This is a genomic window from Bacillus sp. BPN334 (genome assembly GCF_008368885.1).
Lineage (GTDB): Bacteria > Bacillota > Bacilli > Bacillales > Bacillaceae_G > Bacillus_A > Bacillus_A wiedmannii.
The window spans coordinates 378,726-394,499 of the sequence record NZ_QOZW01000006.1 but is presented as its reverse complement, the minus strand read 5'-3'; the positions used below and the strand labels follow the sequence as shown (position 1 = coordinate 394,499).

The following is a 15,774-nucleotide window of genomic DNA, read 5'->3' as shown; positions in this document are numbered from 1 at the left end:
TTATTTAACCGTTTCTTTTCTATTCGTCTTCATCATAATTTCAAGGAAAATTAAAATAAATAAACTTCCGTATAAACATATAATTTGAAATAACATTGGTACGAGATCTTCTGATGTAAATGTTTTAAACACTAACATAATTGAAAGCGGAATGATTAAATATAAGTTTTTAAACCATCCTTCAAAATACATATTTATCCCTATTGTGATAATAAAAATACCTCCAGCTAATATATAACTTTGCATTTCGGTGAATGTGAGCATTTTTGTAGGATATATTACATCTAATATCGTAACAACTCCTATTAGAAACATTGGCGCAATCATGACTAAAAACCACATAGAAAACCATGTTTTTGTAAAGCTTGTTACGAAGGTCATTTTACGAAGTAGAAAATTAGGACCCATTACAGCTACGATCAATGTAAAGCTATAGCCAATGCACTGAATAAGTGAAATCTGTAACATTCCGTTATTCACTATTAAGATAGAAGCAATAATCCAAAACGATACGATATTCATTACTGTAAAACCAATTTGCTTCCACGTTTCCTGTCTATCCTTTTCCATTACTTTTACAAGTTCATTTGCATATTCTTTCGGTGAGCTTCCGAAAATATCTTCTACACTTTTCCCATCACTCTCACCCTCAATTAAATGGAGTTCTGCATCTTCTATAAAATTTTCAATATCGCTTTCTTTCACACCCTTTGCCACTAAAAATAATCTCATATCTAATAAAAACTTTCGTGCTTCACTGGATATCATTATTTTTTTCTCCCCTTCCCTTCAAGTAGACGCTCTACACTACTTTGTATCGCTTCCCAGCGATCCATAAATTCATTAAGTGCTTCCTCGCCTTTTTCTGTTAATGTATAATATTTTCGCTTTGGGCCAGATGAAGATTCCTTCATTACACTTGTTATTAATCCTTCCTTTTGCATTCGTATTAATAACGGATAAATACTTCCCTCACTCGCCATTGTAAAGCCATACTTCGCTAGCTTTTCACTCATTTCATAACCGTATATTTCACCTTCAGAAATAATAGCAAGTAAGCATCCTTCTAAAATCCCTTTCAGCATTTGACTTGTCGACATAATTCAAATCCTCCCACTATCTTGTTTTACAAGATAGATAAGCGTAAGTATCTTGCTTTACAAAATAGTATAGCAGAGACTATTTTGCAAAACAAGATAGCTAACGATATTTTTCCAAATCTTTGCAGGATTTTCATTATCCACTCTCTAAATAGAGCAATATGAGAACTTTATGACGAAGGGATGTTTTTCATCATGGTTACAAATCGAGTTGTTTTTTTAACAGGCGCTGCAAGTGGCATTGGTTATGAAATGGGAAACGCTTTTGCAAAAGAAGGTGCAAAAGTTGTTATTACCGACCGTCTTGAAGAACGTGCAAAAGAAGCTGCTGAACAATTACAAAAAGAAGGCTATCAAGCTATCGGTTTAAAATGTGATGTTACATCTGAAGAAGAAATTACCGCTGCAATTTCTCAAACCGTTACGCATTTCGGTTCATTACATATATTAATTAACAACGCAGGAATGCAGCACGTTTCACCAATTGAAGATTTTCCAACCGAAAAGTTCGAACTGCTTATTAAAATTATGCAAATCGCTCCTTTTATCGCAATTAAGCATGCCTTCCCAATCATGAAAAAACAAAAGTATGGCCGAATTATTAATGTAGCCTCCATTAATGGCCTCGTTGGATTTGCGGGAAAATCCGCCTACAATAGCGCGAAGCATGGCGTAATCGGATTAACAAAAGTTGCCGCTTTAGAAGGCGCTACTCACGGAATTACCGTTAATGCGCTTTGTCCTGGTTATGTCGATACCCCTCTTGTACGTAATCAACTACAAGATTTAGCTACTACACGAAATGTACCACTTGAAAATGTTTTAGAAGATGTTATTTATCCACTTGTACCACAAAAACGCTTATTGCAAGTACAAGAAATCGCTGATTATGCTATGTTTTTAGCGAGTGAAAAAGCAAGAGGTATAACTGGACAAGCCGTTGTTATCGATGGTGGTTATACTGCTCAATAAAGTGAAGGCTTTTACTTCCCATTAATGCGGGGTAAAAAATAAAGTTTGCTCACGAAGAGCAAACTTTATTTTACTTTCTATCGCGAGGACCTTCCTACTTTAGTAATTGTTTAGGGAGTTTCTCGATTGCAACAATTACCCCATCTAATTTACTTTCAATACGATGGAGTAAATATAATGTTACAACAATCGGAAACCCTACATTACCTATCATCTTGATCCACTCTTCCATCTTTCTCTCCCCCTTTCATTATATAAATAAGAGTACGAAATACATTTAGGCATAAAAAAACAAGCTATTATGTATTAGCTTGTCTTTCAAATAATGATGCAATTTCCCGTTTATAATCTCCATGTATGATGCCTTTTTCAGTAATAATACCTGTAATTAATTCATTCGGTGTTACGTCAAATGCAGGATTATAAACATCAGTTCCAATTGGCGCCACTTGTTTTTCAAAAATTTTCGTAACTTCGGTTTCATCTCTTTCTTCAATAACAATTTCTGTACCTATTTGTTTCGTAATATCAAACGTAGATAACGGAGCTGCAACGTAAAATGGAATATCGAAATACTTTGCTAATATAGCTAAATTCATTGTTCCGATTTTATTTGCTGTATCTCCATTTGCGACAATTCGGTCCGCTCCTACAATAATTGCGTTTATTTCTTTCGTTTGAATAGCATGCGCTGCCGTATTATCTGTAATAAGTGTTACATCAATATTTGCCTGTTTTAATTCCCATGTCGTTAAACGCCCGCCTTGTAAAACCGGTCTCGTTTCACATGCATACGCATGTAAACGTACACCTTTTTCTTTCCCAATATAAAACGGTGCTAATGCAGTACCATATCTAGCAGTTGCAATACTTCCAGCGTTACAAATTGTTAAAATGTTATCACCGTCTTTAAAGCATGTTAATGCATGTTCTCCAATACTCCGGCATACCGCTTCATCTTCTTGCTGAATGAGAAGTGCTTCTTCTTCTAATATTTTTTGTGCTTCTTTTATTTTAGTAATTTCTCGAATGGATTCTCTCATACGATCGATTGCCCAAAATAAATTGACTGCTGTCGGGCGTGACGTTCCTAAATAATTACAATCTCTATTAAACTTCTTTTGAAATTCTTCCATATGTACAGTATTATATTTTTTTGATGCAAGCGCCAAACCAAATGCAGCTACAATTCCAATTGCAGGTGCTCCTCGTACTTCTAGCATGACAATACTTTTCCATACCTCTTCAATCGTCGTTAATGTTTTGTATTCTGTACTATGCGGCAACTTTGTTTGATTTAATACTGCAATGGCATCACCTTTCCAACTGACAGACCTCGGAACAGTAACAATTGTACTCATGCTTTTACCCCTCCAGAAACTGTCTGTTGAAATAACGTTCGGAACAGTTGAATGTCAGCGCTCTTAGATTCATATTTTATTAGTTCTTTACCTAAGGATAGCGCTTGTTTTTTAGCTTGGATTCTCGTTTCTTTATTTGCTATTTCATCTAAATCAGCTACATGTGCTAAACCAATTGTTCTACGTATAAGCTCACATCCAGCAAATCCAACGGCATCCGTAAAAATATTTTGCAAAATAATTGGCAACCATTGTTTCTCTTTCGTATATGCTTCTACGCCTTCTCCAATCCATAATTTCGTAAAAGCTTCTACAAAATAACTCCATGTTTTCTCAATATGGAAAAATAGCACACTTCTTTTTTCCTCTTCACGGGATAGTGCATTTAATAATAAATTTGCAATAAATTGACCAAGGTCAAATCCAAATGGACCGTATGTTGCAAATTCTGGATCAATTACTTTCGTTTCAGCAGGTGATGAAAAAATACTACCAGTATGTAAATCACCATGAATAAGCGCTTCTTTTCTTGTTAAGAACTTATATTTATACTGTGCTACTTTTAATTTTAAATTTTTGTCACTCCACAGTTCATCCACCGCTAGTTGTAACTCTGGTTCATAATCATTCGTATCATAATGACTAAACGGATCTGTAAACACTAAATCTTCCGTAATTTTACTAAGATCTGGATTAACAAATTCACTATCTAACACTCTTTTCTCTTCTGATTGTAAACCGAAATCTGAAGTATAAAACAAAACATGTGCTAGAAAGCGACCAATATGTTGGGATAAAAGTGGGTACTCCTCTCCATCTATTAATCCTTTTCTTGTAATTGTTAGCCTTGATAAGTCTTCTATGACCGTTACTGCTAACTCTTCATCATGACTGTACACTACCGGCACATATTCCGGCACATACTTCGCAAAAATTTGTAATGCTTTACTTTCAATCGTCGCTCTTTTTATAGACAGTGGCCAGCTCTCACCAACTACTTTCGCATATGGCAGTGCTTGTTTTATTATAATAGACTTCTCTCCATCATCTAATTTGAACACGTAATTTAAATTTCCATCTCCAATTTCATGACAAACTACATTTGCTTTCTTTTCAAAATAACCGTGTTCTTTCGCATATTGTATAGCTGTCGTTTCAGTTAATGAATAATATCCCATCGTCTTCTCCCCCTTTTTTAAATTCAGAGGTTTTTCTGACGTAGAAAAACCTCTTTCCACAAAGAAAGAGGTTTGAAGTTTATCTTCTCCCCTCTTATCTGCCAGAAAGGTTTACTTTCTGCTGGAATTAGCACCGTGCCTTTTGGCGTAAATAAACGCCCCATTTCACAATGGTATTACGGTCGGTTGCTGGGCTTCATCGGGCCAAATCCCTCCACCTGCTCTTGATAAGAGTTGTATAATTTTTTGAATTTTTAACTTTATGTTGAAGACTATACCAAGAATAAAAATCACTTGTCAACATTTTATTTGTATAATTCTGGACGACGATCTGCAAAAACTGGAATTCCTTTGCGTACTTCTTTAATTTTCTCAAAATGAAGCTCTCCAAATAAATTTGATTCTTCTTCATTCGCTTCTACAACAACTTCGCCCCAAGGATCGACAATTAGAGAATGACCGGCAAACTCATTACTCGGATCCTTCCCTGCCCTATTACATGCAACAACATAACATTGATTTTCAACTGCTCTTGCTTGCAATAGCAAACGCCAATGTGCTAAACGAACTAATGGCCATTCTGCTACAACAAATAAAACTTTTGCACCTTTCGCAGTATGAACGCGCATCCACTCCGGAAAACGAATGTCATAACAAATTGTGCCGGCGCACTCTACATCATCTAACTTAAATTCACCTGTACTATTTCCAGCGATTAAATATTTATGTTCATCCATAAGCTGAAATAAATGCACTTTACTATATTCATTGACTAGTTCTCCTTCCTTGTTTACCACATACATTGTATTTGTAACACCTTGCTCTGTTTGCTTCGCTATAGACCCACCGACAATATGTACACCATATTGCTTCGACCATTCTTTCAGCTTTTCTTTCGTTTGCAATCCATCCCTATCTGCAATTTCAGTAAGCCTCGTTAAATCATATCCCGTTGTCCATAATTCTGGTAAGACAATAACGTCTGGTCTTTCCTTCATCGCTTCGCTTATTTTATTTTTAGCATTCTCAATATTTTTTTCTACATCTCCAAAGACAATGTCCATTTGAATACATGCGACTTTCATTTTGTCAGCCCCATTCTTAATTTTTTCTTTACAAAATACTGGAAAGATTATATCATTTGTCACTAGAATTGTAACAACTTTCAAAAGAGGTGGAAAGTATGAAATTATTTCAACCTTCTGAGATAGTAACATCATTGCCTACACAATTTTTCGCTTCACTTGTTGCAAAAGTTAACAAAGTCGTAGCAGCAGGTCACGATGTTATTAATCTAGGTCAAGGTAATCCAGATCAACCAACACCGCAGCATATCGTAAAAGCTTTACAAGATGCTGCTGAAAAGACCATTCATCATAAATATCCGCCATTTCGCGGACACGAAAGTTTAAAAGAAGCCGTGGCAACATTCTATCAACGCGAATATGATGTAGTAGTAAATCCAAAAACAGAAGTTGCTATTTTGTTTGGTGGAAAAGCTGGATTAGTAGAATTACCACTTTGTTTTACAAACCCTGGTGATACTATTCTCGTTCCAGATCCAGGCTATCCAGATTATTTATCAGGAGTTGCTTTAGCAAAAGCACAATTTGAAACAATGCCGCTTATTGCAGAAAATAATTTTTTACCAGATTATACAAAAATTGATGCCACTACCGCTGAGCGTGCAAAGTTAATGTTTTTAAACTATCCAAATAATCCGACCGGTGCTACTGCATCAAAAGATTTCTTTGATGAAACCATTCATTTTGCTAATAAACATAATATATTAGTCATTCATGATTTTGCTTACGGTGCGATTGGATTCGATGGTCAAAAACCTGTTAGTTTCTTGCAAGCAGACGGTGCTAAAAATACAGGTATTGAAATTTACACTCTATCGAAAACTTTCAATATGGCTGGATGGCGCATCGCTTTTGCTGTGGGGAATGAAAGTGTGATTGAGACAATTAACTTATTACAAGATCATATGTATGTTAGTATTTTTGGTGCAGTTCAAGATGCTGCCCGCGAAGCACTATTAAGTTCACAGTCTTGCGTAATAGACCTTGTAAATAGTTACGAATCTCGAAGAAACGCTCTTGTTTCAGCTTGTCACTCAATTGGTTGGAATGTAGACATTCCAACAGGCTCATTCTTTGCATGGCTTCCTGTTCCGAAAGGATATACATCTGAGCAATTTTCTGATATTTTACTAGAAAAAGCACACGTTGCAGTTGCTCCTGGTGTTGGATTTGGTGAGCATGGCGAAGGGTATGTCCGTGTTGGTCTCTTGCATACAGAAGATAGATTACGAGAAGCCCTTAATCGAATTGATAAATTAAATTTTTTCAAAAAGTAATTGACAACATGAAAAATATCTGACAAAATTCAGTTATCTTAAAAATTTAAACATTTCTAAATACTTCTTATCAAGAGCAGGTGGAGGGACGAGCCCGACGAAACCCGGCAACCGATCTACAATTGTAGACACGGTGCTAATTCTCGCAGCATTACGCTGACAGATAAGGAGCTGGTTGTAAAAAAACCTCTCCTTAGCTGAGAGGTTTTTTTATTTAACTAGGAGGTTTTAACAATGAGCGGAATTATAGCGACGTATTTAATCCATGATGATTCACATAACTTAGAAAAAAAAGCTGAGCAAATTGCACTCGGTTTAACAATTGGCTCTTGGACTCATTTGCCACACTTATTGCAAGAACAATTAAAACAGCATAAAGGCAACGTCATTCATGTTGAGGAATTAGCTGAACAAGAACATACCAATTCGTATTTACGTAAAAAAGTTAAACGTGGGATTATTAAAATCGAATATCCGTTATTAAACTTCAGTCCAGACTTACCAGCAATTTTAACAACTACATTCGGAAAGCTATCACTTGATGGCGAAGTGAAATTAATCGACTTAACATTTTCAGACGAGTTAAAACAGTATTTCCCTGGTCCGAAATTCGGGATAGATGGCATTCGAAATCTTTTACAAGTGCATGAGCGTCCTCTTTTAATGAGCATTTTCAAAGGAATGATTGGACGAAATATTGGGTATTTAAAAACGCAATTACGCGATCAAGCAATTGGTGGTGTAGATATAGTAAAAGATGATGAAATATTATTTGAGAATACATTAACACCACTTACGAAACGCATTGTATCTGGAAAAGAAGTTTTAGACTCAGTATATGAAACATACGGACATAAAACGTTATATGCCGTAAATTTAACAGGACGAACTTTTGATTTAAAAGAAAATGCGAAACGCGCAGTGCAAGCTGGGGCAGATATTCTATTATTTAATGTATTTGCTTACGGACTAGATGTACTACAATCACTTGCAGAAGATGATGAAATCCCAGTTCCTATTATGGCACACCCTGCTGTAAGTGGTGCTTATTCAGCATCCAAGTTATATGGAGTTTCCTCTCCATTATTACTAGGAAAGCTACTACGTTATGCTGGGGCTGACTTTTCATTATTCCCATCTCCATACGGAAGTGTTGCACTAGAAAAAGAGGAGGCTCTTGCTATCTCAAAATATTTAACTGAAGACGATGCATTTTTCAAGAAGAGTTTTTCTGTTCCGTCTGCTGGTATTCACCCTGGTTTCGTTCCCTTTATTCTACGAGATTTCGGTAAAGATGTTGTTATTAATGCTGGCGGCGGGATACATGGACATCCGAGTGGAGCGCAAGGGGGCGGTAAAGCTTTCCGTACTGCAATTGATGCTACTTTGCAAAATACACCACTCCATGAAGTAGATGACATAAATTTGCATAGTGCACTACAAATATGGGGAAATCCCTCTCATGGGGTGAAATTATGAGTATTCAAGTATTTTGTGATTTTGATGGCACGATTACAAATAATGATAACATTATGTCCATTATGGAAAAATTTGCACCACCAGAAGCCGAAGAAGTAAAGAATAGAATTTTATCACAAGAGCTGTCTATTCAAGAAGGTGTTTCTCAATTATTTCAATTAATACCTACTAGTCTACACGATGATATGATTCAATTTTTAATAGAAACTGCTGAAATCCGTAGTGGTTTTCATGAATTTATACAATTTGTAAATGAAAATAACATTTCTTTTTACGTTATATCAGGTGGAATGGATTTCTTCGTCTATCCACTCTTACAAGGAATCATTCCAAAAGAGCAAATTTACTGTAATGAAACAGACTTTTCAAATGAATTCATTACAGTTAAGTGGCCTCATCCTTGTGATCATCATTGTCAAAATCATTGCGGATTATGTAAATCATCTTTAATCCGTAAATTAAGTGATACGAATGACTTCCATATTGTAATTGGAGATTCAATTACTGATTTACAAGCTGCGAAACAAGCAGATAAAGTATTTGCTCGTGACTTCCTTATTACAAAGTGTGAAGAGAATTATATTGCTTATACACCGTTTGAAACATTTCACGATGTTCAAACCCAATTAAAACATTTGTTGGAGGTGAAATCATGAAACAACTTTTTCGTCAATGGTATGACTTAAGCGAGATAAAAAAAGAATTAACAACACGAAATTGGTTTCCAGCAACGAGTGGTAATATTTCTATAAAGGTTAGTCATGAGCCACTTACTTTTCTTATTACAGCAAGTGGTAAAGATAAAACAAAAACTACTCCAGATGATTTTCTATTAGTAGATCATCTAGGGCTTCCCGTATTAGAGACTGAATTACGCCCTTCAGCAGAAACAATATTGCATACCCATATTTATAACAATACGAATGCTGGGTGCGTACTTCATGTTCATACAACTGATAATAATGTCATCACAAATTTATACAGTGATGCAGTCGTCCTTCAAAATCAAGAAATTATTAAAGCTCTCGATATTTGGGAAGAAGGTGCAACAATTCACATTCCTATTATCGAAAACCATGCCCATATCCCAACGCTTGGAGAAAACTTCCGAAAGCATATACAAGGAGATTCGGGAGCAGTATTGATCCGTAACCATGGTATTACCGTATGGGGCCGAGATAGCTTTGATGCAAAGAAAAGATTAGAAGCTTATGAGTTTTTATTCCAATTTCATATAAAACTATTATCAATTCAAGGAGGCGTTTCTAATGGCGCAAATTCGTATTCATGAAGTAAATACTCGCATTGAAAATGAAGTGGAAGTATCTAAATTTCTACAAGAGGAAGGCGTTTTATATGAGAAATGGAACATCTCTAAACTTCCTACTTATTTAAATGAAAATTATTCGTTAACAGATGAAAACAAGGCTGAAATATTAGCTGTGTTTTCAAAAGAAATCGCTGATGTTTCAGCGCGCCGAGGTTATAAAGCACATGATGTAATTTCACTTTCAAATAGCACACCTAACCTTGACGAATTATTAATTAATTTCCAAAAAGAACACCATCATACTGATGATGAAGTTCGCTTTATTGTTAGTGGTCATGGCATCTTTGCTATTGAAGGAAAAGATGGGAAATTCTTTGACGTTGAACTTGAGCCAGGCGATCTCATATCTGTTCCTGAAAATGCAAGACATTATTTTACCTTGCAAGATGATCGTCAAGTTGTAGCTATTCGTATTTTTGTTACAACTGAAGGCTGGGTTCCAATTTATTAAGGTAGTTAGTTGAATAAAAGGACTTGGATCCCCTTTTCCAACCTTTTATTCACTCTACATATATACATCCTCCTATGGAACAGGCTTATTTCCAAAAATGAAATAAGCCTGATTTTTTATTTTCTCAAGCATATGATTCCGTCTATTCCAAAACAATCTCCCCCTTCTATGTTTTAAGCGAATTTTTTAACACTTTTTGAACATTTATTGAACTTTTTTTGGATTTTTTCTGAAAATTCTGTTTTGTATATGATATACTACAATTAAATAAAAAGGAAAAGAATATCGCAAACAGAGGGGGATAATCATGAGTTTACTTATCGCACTTATACTAGGGGTTACGTGTGGAGCACTTCCTGTTATTCTAGGAGCTATTATGGAAGAGTTGGAAGTTGGTGTTTTAGGTTTTGTCGCATCTTGTGTAAGCGCTTTATTTTTCGGCTTATTCGGTGCTATTCCTGTTTCAATTCTGTGTGCATTTTATATAGTACGCCATGCTCGTGCAAAGCAATTCGGTCCTAATCACATCGCGCAAGTTATTCCATTCCCAATCGAACGATGTCGCCGGGCTTCTAGCTTATAATTTTAAAATTAAAAATAAATAAAAGTCCTCAAATGAGGACTTTTATTTATTTTCTTCTAGAAATTGAAACAATTCTTGTAGGTGCAAGACGTCTTCACTATAGCTAACAGATACGTGACATATACCGTCAATCTCTGCTTGCATATAAAGGTCAACTCCATCTCGATCATATTTCAATGCCAAATAAAAATCCATTTCTTCTAACATCTTTTTTGAAGTTCGAATAACATAATGCCCCTTCTCATCTCTTCCATATTCGAATTCCGGCTCAAAATCATACTTTTGTTTAAAAGCTTCTTTTTGTTTTTCATTAATTTGTATACAAGTTGCTCGTTGTACAGTATCAATCATCTCATCAAATTTTTGAAGATCCATCTCATTTACCCCTTTATATATTTTTTGTATAACACTTGTGTTCCGCTATTCTCTTCCCCATCTTTTATTAACTCTTCATACAATTCCTTCGCCAAACTTAAACCTGGTACTGGTAATTCTAATTTTTCAGCCTCATCTAAAGCTATCTTCATATCTTTCATAAAGTGCTTTACATAAAACCCTGGTTCAAAATCTCCCTTTAACATTCGAGGAGCTAAGTTACTCAATGACCAACTACCTGCTGCTCCCGTTGAAATACTTTCTAATACTTTATCCGGATCTAGTCCAGCTTTTTTTGCATAAGCAACAGCTTCACATACTCCAATCATGTTAGAAGCAATCGCAATTTGATTGCACATTTTTGTATGTTGTCCACTTCCAGCTGGTCCTTGCAACTGAATGTTTGTTCCTAGTTTTTCAAATAACGGTAAACATTTTTCATATATTTCTTTTTCACCACCGACCATAATTGCGAGCCTTGCTTCTTTCGCACCAACGTCTCCTCCAGATACAGGCGCATCTAACGTATATACATTCTTACTTTTACCGGTTTCATTAATACGTTTTGCCAATGTTGGTGTAGATGTCGTGAAATCAATTGCAATCGTACCTTCATTTGCATTCTCCAAAATCCCATCTATCCCAAAGTACACTTCTTCTACATCATGTGGATATCCAACCATAGTCATTACAACATCAACTTGCTTCACTAACTCTTTCGGTGTATCACACCAATTCGCACCATCTTGCACTAAAGAGTCTGTCTTCATTTTCGTTCTATTATATACATATACTTGATAGCCGTCTTGCATTAAATGACGCATCATACTTTTTCCCATTACACCAATACCGATGAAACCTATTGATACATTTTTACGTTCCATTTTCTCATCCCCTTTGTTCTAATAAATCACTTACCATCTTTCGAAACTCATTATTAAAATCATCATCTATACTATTTTTCACATTTGAAAATAATATAACAAAAGTGCCTTTTTCTTTATTAAAATTATTGAAAGTGTTCCAACCAGATAGTACACCATGATTATAAAAATAATCCGGATATATGTAAAAACTATATGCATATTTTCGTTCTGTTGAAGGTGAAAACATCGCTTGTCTACTTTGTTCAGAAAGAAGTTTCCCATTTATAATCGCTTCGTCTAACTTCTTCATATCGCCAACTGTCGTATACATCTCACCGCATCCGTATAACCACTCCATTAACAATTTTTGTGCAGGTTCAAGTACATTCTCTTTCTTTACATATCCTTTAGTAAAATGCTGATCTCCCTGAGCCATATTTCCCATACCAGATTCATACATTTCTGCTTTAGTAAATATATTTTCTTTTATGTAATCTCCTAAAGGTTTTTTTGATATGCTTTCTATAATATAGGCAAGCACCATATAATTATAATCTGTATATCTCCAACCTGCGCCTGGTGGAAATTCTAACTTTTGACTTCCAATCCAATTTACTAAATTTATACGAGAAGCTGCATTCACTTTCCCTTTTCCGCTTTCTGGTAAACCTGATGTGTGTGTTAACAAATGATATAAGGTGATATTTTTATCTACCGGAAAAGAGGGAATATATTTATTTACATTATCTTGAATATTTAACTTCCTTTGTTCCTGCAGCTGTAAAATAGATGTGGCCACGACTGTTTTCGTAATAGAACCGACACGATATTTTGTTTGAGGCGTATTTTCTATCTTATTTTGAACATCAGCATATCCATATCCTTTATTCAATATAACATGCTCTTTATCTGTTACTAAAACTGTTCCATTAAATTGCTTTCCTATTAAATATTGATCTAACTTTTGAGATATACTAGCATAATCAATTCGTTGTTCTTCTTTTTCTTCTATATTCTCTTGTACTTCGGATTCAATAGTAGGATTCACCTTAGTTGTTAATACAGTGCTTTCCTTTATATTGGGATTATAGAGAAAATAGTATACTCCACCACAAACTACAGCAGACAGCGAAGCCATCGTCATTATTTTTTTTATCATGTTGTTCCTCCATAATTCCTTCGTCCAAAATCCCCCCCACATTCTATTATCAAACAATAAAAAAAAATCGCAACAATTTGTTGCGAAAAATCACTTTTTTTCTTTTCTATATACACACACTTGATTTTTTCCATTTTTTTTCGCTTCATATAATGCGATATCCGCTCGTTGCATTAATTCTTCTCTTGTAATCCCTTGTTCATATAACGCGACTCCAAAACTCGCTGTTAATTTCGAAATTCCGGAGAAATGCTTTGTTTCAATGAAAAATCGTAATGATTCCGCAACCTGAAATGCTTCTTTTTCTACTGTATTCGTTACTAATATAATAAATTCTTCTCCTCCCCACCTTGCAAATACATGTTGCTGCTCCACTTTAGATTTCATAAGCTCTGCAAGCTGAATTAATGCTAAGTCACCAAAATCATGGCCGTACGTGTCATTTACTGTTTTAAAATTATCTATGTCAAATAAAATAAGTGCTATTTTTTCATCGTTACGCATTGCATTATCCCATTCTGCCTCTAGTATTTGTTGGAACTTCAAACGATTATAAATCTCTGTTAACGAATCTATCATAGCAAGCCTTTCTTGTTCTTGATAGATTTCATCTAATTCTGTAATCTCTGTACACTTCACAATAAATCTTGATAAATCTTCTGGCAGTGGTGTCGCACGCAATAAAAAAATTGACACTTCTCCTTCATAATTGGACATCTTAATTCTTCTATCATATGATAATGTATCATCTAACCATGTTATATCATGGGTTGTTGAATAGTATCCGTTTTCTCTAATAAAATGTTCAGCAAATACTAAATGTTGCTCACGATAGGCAAATAAATTTTCATATCCGAAAAACTCTAAAAAATTTGTATTACAATCAACAATCTCATCGTCTTCTACTATAAATAATAGATCATTTTGAAAATCAAACATCGTTTGAAGTAGTTCTTGTTGCAAACTTACTTGCCGCACTAAAGAAAGCTGATACAAACTCTTATTCACTTCCTCTAACACCATTTGTGGGGTCACAGGGGCTATCACAATATTACGTATTCCTAACGTAAGCACCTCTGTAAACTCGCTTGTTATTTGTTGATCCCAAATGACAATAAATGTACTCTGTGGATTATACATATTCTTTATATATTTTATTTGAGAAAAATCTGTTACATACATAATTACAATATGTGGTTTAGTCCTCTGATACAATAATTCTCCTTCTTCAAAACTATTTGCTATAAACATACATTTTGGATGAATATTTTCTATCGTTTGTTGATGTGTGCATCCATTTTCTATATAAAGGACATTTAACTGAAGATCTTGTAATACATTTTGGAAAACCGTATTCTCTAATAAAAAATGTAGTATGTTCATCACTAGTCTTCACTCACTTCATATATCTTGTTCTACTGCATTCCTCACAAACATTTTATAAAAAGACTGTTCTCTAAATACTTTAATGAGTAAGGGACACATATTAACAAGCTAATTGAGAATGCTCTCTTCGCTTTTTCTCTATAAATTCCTTTTTTAGTGTATGATGATAGGAATTGTATCGTTTGTATGAATGCCCTAGCTTCCTCTTTAAAACTTGACAATTAAAATAAAGATATTATATTCTTAAATTCGACAACTTACAAAATGTAAGTAGAATATATTACATGTATTTTTTATAATTTGATATGTTACTTGGAGGATATATAATGACAAACGACAACTTTTTTAATGTTCTATACGAACGCACATCTACACGTGCATTCAACCCAGAGAAAGAAATTTCATCTACAGAGTTACACGAGATTTTAAAGGGAGCTGCTCAAGCACCTTCTGCTTGGAACTTGCAGCACTGGAAATTCCTTGTATTCCAAGGTGAAGATGTACAGAAACGATTGCATCCAATTGCTTATAACCAGCAACAAATACTTGATGCTTCTGCTGTAGTCGCTATTTTAGGTGATTTAGAAGCTTATAAAAACGTTGAACCAGTTTATGGTCCAATTGTAGAACAAGGATTTATGAAAGAAGAAGCAAAAGAGCGCTTAGCTAAAAATATTGAGTCTGCATATGCTCGTGAGCAATTCCCAAGAGATGCAGCCTTTTCAAATGCATCTTTAGCAGCAATGCAACTTATGCTTGCGGCTAAAGCAACTGGCTGGGATACTTGTGCTATTGGTGGTTTCAACCCACAAGCACTTACAGAAGAATTCAATGTTTCATCTCGTTACGTACCAATTATGCTTATTACAATTGGTGAATCAACTTTAAAAGGTCATCCTGCACCACGAATGAGCGTAGAACAAGTGAGTGAATGGGCAAAATAATAAAGTGAACCTTTAATCAATGTGAGGGGCTTACTGCCTGTTAATACGGTATAAAAAAGAAACGAAGGTAATTTCATTACCTTCGTTTCTTTTTCTTCTGTCACACACCCGTAATATTACAATGTATTATTCGACATCTATACATAAACAAATAGTAAATTTCATGCTATCCCCATACACATAAATGGCGTTTCGTGTCGAATTTTGTTAAAGCATTGAAATATAACC

18 protein-coding genes and 2 riboswitches are annotated in these 15,774 nt (G+C 34.9%); of the genes, 8 read left to right on the top strand and 10 right to left on the bottom strand.

Annotated features, from left to right (window positions below; translation table 11 throughout):
* Both DN393_RS09130 and DN393_RS09125 read right to left on the bottom strand, forming a co-directional pair.
* Complete coding sequence (locus DN393_RS09130; protein WP_149173464.1) at positions 1-768, bottom strand: DUF1129 domain-containing protein; 768 nt, start codon at positions 766-768, stop codon at positions 1-3.
* Positions 768-1,100 (bottom strand): PadR family transcriptional regulator, encoded by a 333-nt coding sequence (locus DN393_RS09125; RefSeq protein WP_149173463.1) that lies wholly within the window; start codon positions 1,098-1,100, stop codon positions 768-770. The genes DN393_RS09130 and DN393_RS09125 overlap by 1 nt, the downstream gene beginning before the upstream one ends.
* A 195-nt stretch (positions 1,101-1,295) precedes the next feature.
* Between DN393_RS09125 and DN393_RS09120 the strand changes: the two genes are divergently transcribed.
* The gene (locus DN393_RS09120) at positions 1,296-2,072 is read left to right on the top strand and encodes a 3-hydroxybutyrate dehydrogenase (protein ID WP_048562412.1); all 777 of its coding nucleotides are present in this window, start codon (positions 1,296-1,298) and stop codon (positions 2,070-2,072) included.
* A 94-nt stretch (positions 2,073-2,166) separates the two neighbouring features.
* Here the strand turns inward: DN393_RS09120 and DN393_RS09115 are convergent, their stop codons facing one another.
* The 4 genes from DN393_RS09115 to DN393_RS09100 form a co-directional block, all read right to left on the bottom strand.
* Positions 2,167-2,304, bottom strand: a complete 138-nt coding sequence (locus tag DN393_RS09115) for a YvrJ family protein (RefSeq protein WP_000393326.1) — start codon at positions 2,302-2,304, stop codon at positions 2,167-2,169.
* A 67-nt stretch (positions 2,305-2,371) separates the two neighbouring features.
* Positions 2,372-3,433, bottom strand: coding sequence for an S-methyl-5-thioribose-1-phosphate isomerase (gene mtnA / locus DN393_RS09110; protein WP_000104620.1), 1,062 nt, complete (start codon positions 3,431-3,433; stop codon positions 2,372-2,374).
* On the bottom strand, positions 3,430-4,611 hold the full coding sequence (gene mtnK / locus DN393_RS09105; protein WP_000542694.1) for an S-methyl-5-thioribose kinase: 1,182 nt from the start codon (positions 4,609-4,611) through the stop codon (positions 3,430-3,432). Before mtnK ends, mtnA begins: the two co-directional genes overlap by 4 nt.
* A 91-nt stretch (positions 4,612-4,702) precedes the next feature.
* Positions 4,703-4,845, bottom strand: a riboswitch (SAM riboswitch).
* 71 nt (positions 4,846-4,916) lie between these two features.
* The gene (locus DN393_RS09100; RefSeq protein ID WP_142315327.1) at positions 4,917-5,780 is read right to left on the bottom strand and encodes a carbon-nitrogen family hydrolase; all 864 of its coding nucleotides are present in this window, start codon (positions 5,778-5,780) and stop codon (positions 4,917-4,919) included.
* Between the two features lie 14 nt (positions 5,781-5,794).
* On the opposite strand from DN393_RS09100, the gene DN393_RS09095 reads away from it, so the two are divergent.
* From DN393_RS09095 to DN393_RS09070, 6 genes are all read left to right on the top strand, one after another.
* A complete protein-coding gene (locus DN393_RS09095) occupies positions 5,795-6,973 on the top strand; it encodes a pyridoxal phosphate-dependent aminotransferase (RefSeq protein WP_098110676.1) in 1,179 nt (392 codons plus the stop codon).
* Between the two features lie 64 nt (positions 6,974-7,037).
* A riboswitch (SAM riboswitch) is annotated at positions 7,038-7,143 on the top strand.
* Between the two features lie 64 nt (positions 7,144-7,207).
* Positions 7,208-8,452: a 2,3-diketo-5-methylthiopentyl-1-phosphate enolase gene (mtnW, locus tag DN393_RS09090; protein ID WP_064474906.1), complete on the top strand. Its 1,245-nt coding sequence runs from the start codon at positions 7,208-7,210 to the stop codon at positions 8,450-8,452.
* The gene (mtnX, locus tag DN393_RS09085; RefSeq protein WP_000027482.1) at positions 8,449-9,108 is read left to right on the top strand and encodes a 2-hydroxy-3-keto-5-methylthiopentenyl-1-phosphate phosphatase; all 660 of its coding nucleotides are present in this window, start codon (positions 8,449-8,451) and stop codon (positions 9,106-9,108) included. The genes mtnW and mtnX overlap by 4 nt, the downstream gene beginning before the upstream one ends.
* The gene (locus tag DN393_RS09080) at positions 9,105-9,743 is read left to right on the top strand and encodes a methylthioribulose 1-phosphate dehydratase (protein ID WP_088047225.1); all 639 of its coding nucleotides are present in this window, start codon (positions 9,105-9,107) and stop codon (positions 9,741-9,743) included. The genes mtnX and DN393_RS09080 overlap by 4 nt, the downstream gene beginning before the upstream one ends.
* The gene (locus tag DN393_RS09075) at positions 9,721-10,233 is read left to right on the top strand and encodes a 1,2-dihydroxy-3-keto-5-methylthiopentene dioxygenase (RefSeq protein ID WP_000057324.1); all 513 of its coding nucleotides are present in this window, start codon (positions 9,721-9,723) and stop codon (positions 10,231-10,233) included. Before DN393_RS09080 ends, DN393_RS09075 begins: the two co-directional genes overlap by 23 nt.
* 307 nt (positions 10,234-10,540) lie before the next feature.
* Positions 10,541-10,816 carry a hypothetical protein gene (locus DN393_RS09070; RefSeq protein WP_000054671.1) on the top strand — a complete coding sequence of 92 codons (276 nt, stop codon included), beginning with the start codon at positions 10,541-10,543 and terminating at the stop codon, positions 10,814-10,816.
* Positions 10,817-10,858: 42 nt separating this feature from the next.
* Here DN393_RS09070 and DN393_RS09065 read toward each other — a convergent pair whose 3' ends face one another.
* From DN393_RS09065 to DN393_RS09050, 4 genes are all read right to left on the bottom strand, one after another.
* Positions 10,859-11,191, bottom strand: coding sequence for a DUF3909 family protein (locus tag DN393_RS09065; protein ID WP_149173462.1), 333 nt, complete (start codon positions 11,189-11,191; stop codon positions 10,859-10,861).
* Positions 11,192-11,196: 5 nt separating this feature from the next.
* The gene (locus DN393_RS09060) at positions 11,197-12,075 is read right to left on the bottom strand and encodes an NAD(P)-dependent oxidoreductase (protein ID WP_149173461.1); all 879 of its coding nucleotides are present in this window, start codon (positions 12,073-12,075) and stop codon (positions 11,197-11,199) included.
* A gap of 4 nt (positions 12,076-12,079) precedes the next feature.
* Complete coding sequence (locus DN393_RS09055; RefSeq protein ID WP_149173460.1) at positions 12,080-13,216, bottom strand: serine hydrolase domain-containing protein; 1,137 nt, start codon at positions 13,214-13,216, stop codon at positions 12,080-12,082.
* A gap of 90 nt (positions 13,217-13,306) precedes the next feature.
* Positions 13,307-14,599 (bottom strand): GGDEF domain-containing protein, encoded by a 1,293-nt coding sequence (locus tag DN393_RS09050; protein ID WP_149173459.1) that lies wholly within the window; start codon positions 14,597-14,599, stop codon positions 13,307-13,309.
* A gap of 329 nt (positions 14,600-14,928) precedes the next feature.
* On the opposite strand from DN393_RS09050, the gene DN393_RS09045 reads away from it, so the two are divergent.
* Entirely contained in the window at positions 14,929-15,546 is a 618-nt protein-coding gene (locus DN393_RS09045) for a nitroreductase family protein (protein WP_000180385.1), read from the top strand.
* Positions 15,547-15,774: the final 228 nt, after the last annotated feature.

Bases quoted from the DNA above. Each gene is read 5' to 3' on its own strand.
- DN393_RS09125 (WP_149173463.1), bottom strand. From the start codon at position 1,100: ATGTCGACAAGTCAAATGCTGAAAGGGATTTTAGAAGGATGCTTACTT.
- DN393_RS09070 (WP_000054671.1), top strand. From the start codon at position 10,541: ATGAGTTTACTTATCGCACTTATACTAGGGGTTACGTGTGGAGCACTT.
- DN393_RS09080 (WP_088047225.1), top strand. From the start codon at position 9,105: ATGAAACAACTTTTTCGTCAATGGTATGACTTAAGCGAGATAAAAAAA.
- DN393_RS09075 (WP_000057324.1), top strand. From the start codon at position 9,721: ATGGCGCAAATTCGTATTCATGAAGTAAATACTCGCATTGAAAATGAA.
- mtnW (WP_064474906.1), top strand. From the start codon at position 7,208: ATGAGCGGAATTATAGCGACGTATTTAATCCATGATGATTCACATAAC.
- mtnK (WP_000542694.1), bottom strand. From the start codon at position 4,611: ATGGGATATTATTCATTAACTGAAACGACAGCTATACAATATGCGAAA.
- DN393_RS09120 (WP_048562412.1), top strand. From the start codon at position 1,296: ATGGTTACAAATCGAGTTGTTTTTTTAACAGGCGCTGCAAGTGGCATT.
- mtnA (WP_000104620.1), bottom strand. From the start codon at position 3,433: ATGAGTACAATTGTTACTGTTCCGAGGTCTGTCAGTTGGAAAGGTGAT.
- DN393_RS09045 (WP_000180385.1), top strand. From the start codon at position 14,929: ATGACAAACGACAACTTTTTTAATGTTCTATACGAACGCACATCTACA.
- mtnX (WP_000027482.1), top strand. From the start codon at position 8,449: ATGAGTATTCAAGTATTTTGTGATTTTGATGGCACGATTACAAATAAT.
- DN393_RS09060 (WP_149173461.1), bottom strand. From the start codon at position 12,075: ATGGAACGTAAAAATGTATCAATAGGTTTCATCGGTATTGGTGTAATG.
- DN393_RS09065 (WP_149173462.1), bottom strand. From the start codon at position 11,191: ATGGATCTTCAAAAATTTGATGAGATGATTGATACTGTACAACGAGCA.
- DN393_RS09130 (WP_149173464.1), bottom strand. From the start codon at position 768: ATGATATCCAGTGAAGCACGAAAGTTTTTATTAGATATGAGATTATTT.
- DN393_RS09095 (WP_098110676.1), top strand. From the start codon at position 5,795: ATGAAATTATTTCAACCTTCTGAGATAGTAACATCATTGCCTACACAA.
- DN393_RS09115 (WP_000393326.1), bottom strand. From the start codon at position 2,304: ATGGAAGAGTGGATCAAGATGATAGGTAATGTAGGGTTTCCGATTGTT.
- DN393_RS09055 (WP_149173460.1), bottom strand. From the start codon at position 13,216: ATGATAAAAAAAATAATGACGATGGCTTCGCTGTCTGCTGTAGTTTGT.
- DN393_RS09050 (WP_149173459.1), bottom strand. From the start codon at position 14,599: ATGAACATACTACATTTTTTATTAGAGAATACGGTTTTCCAAAATGTA.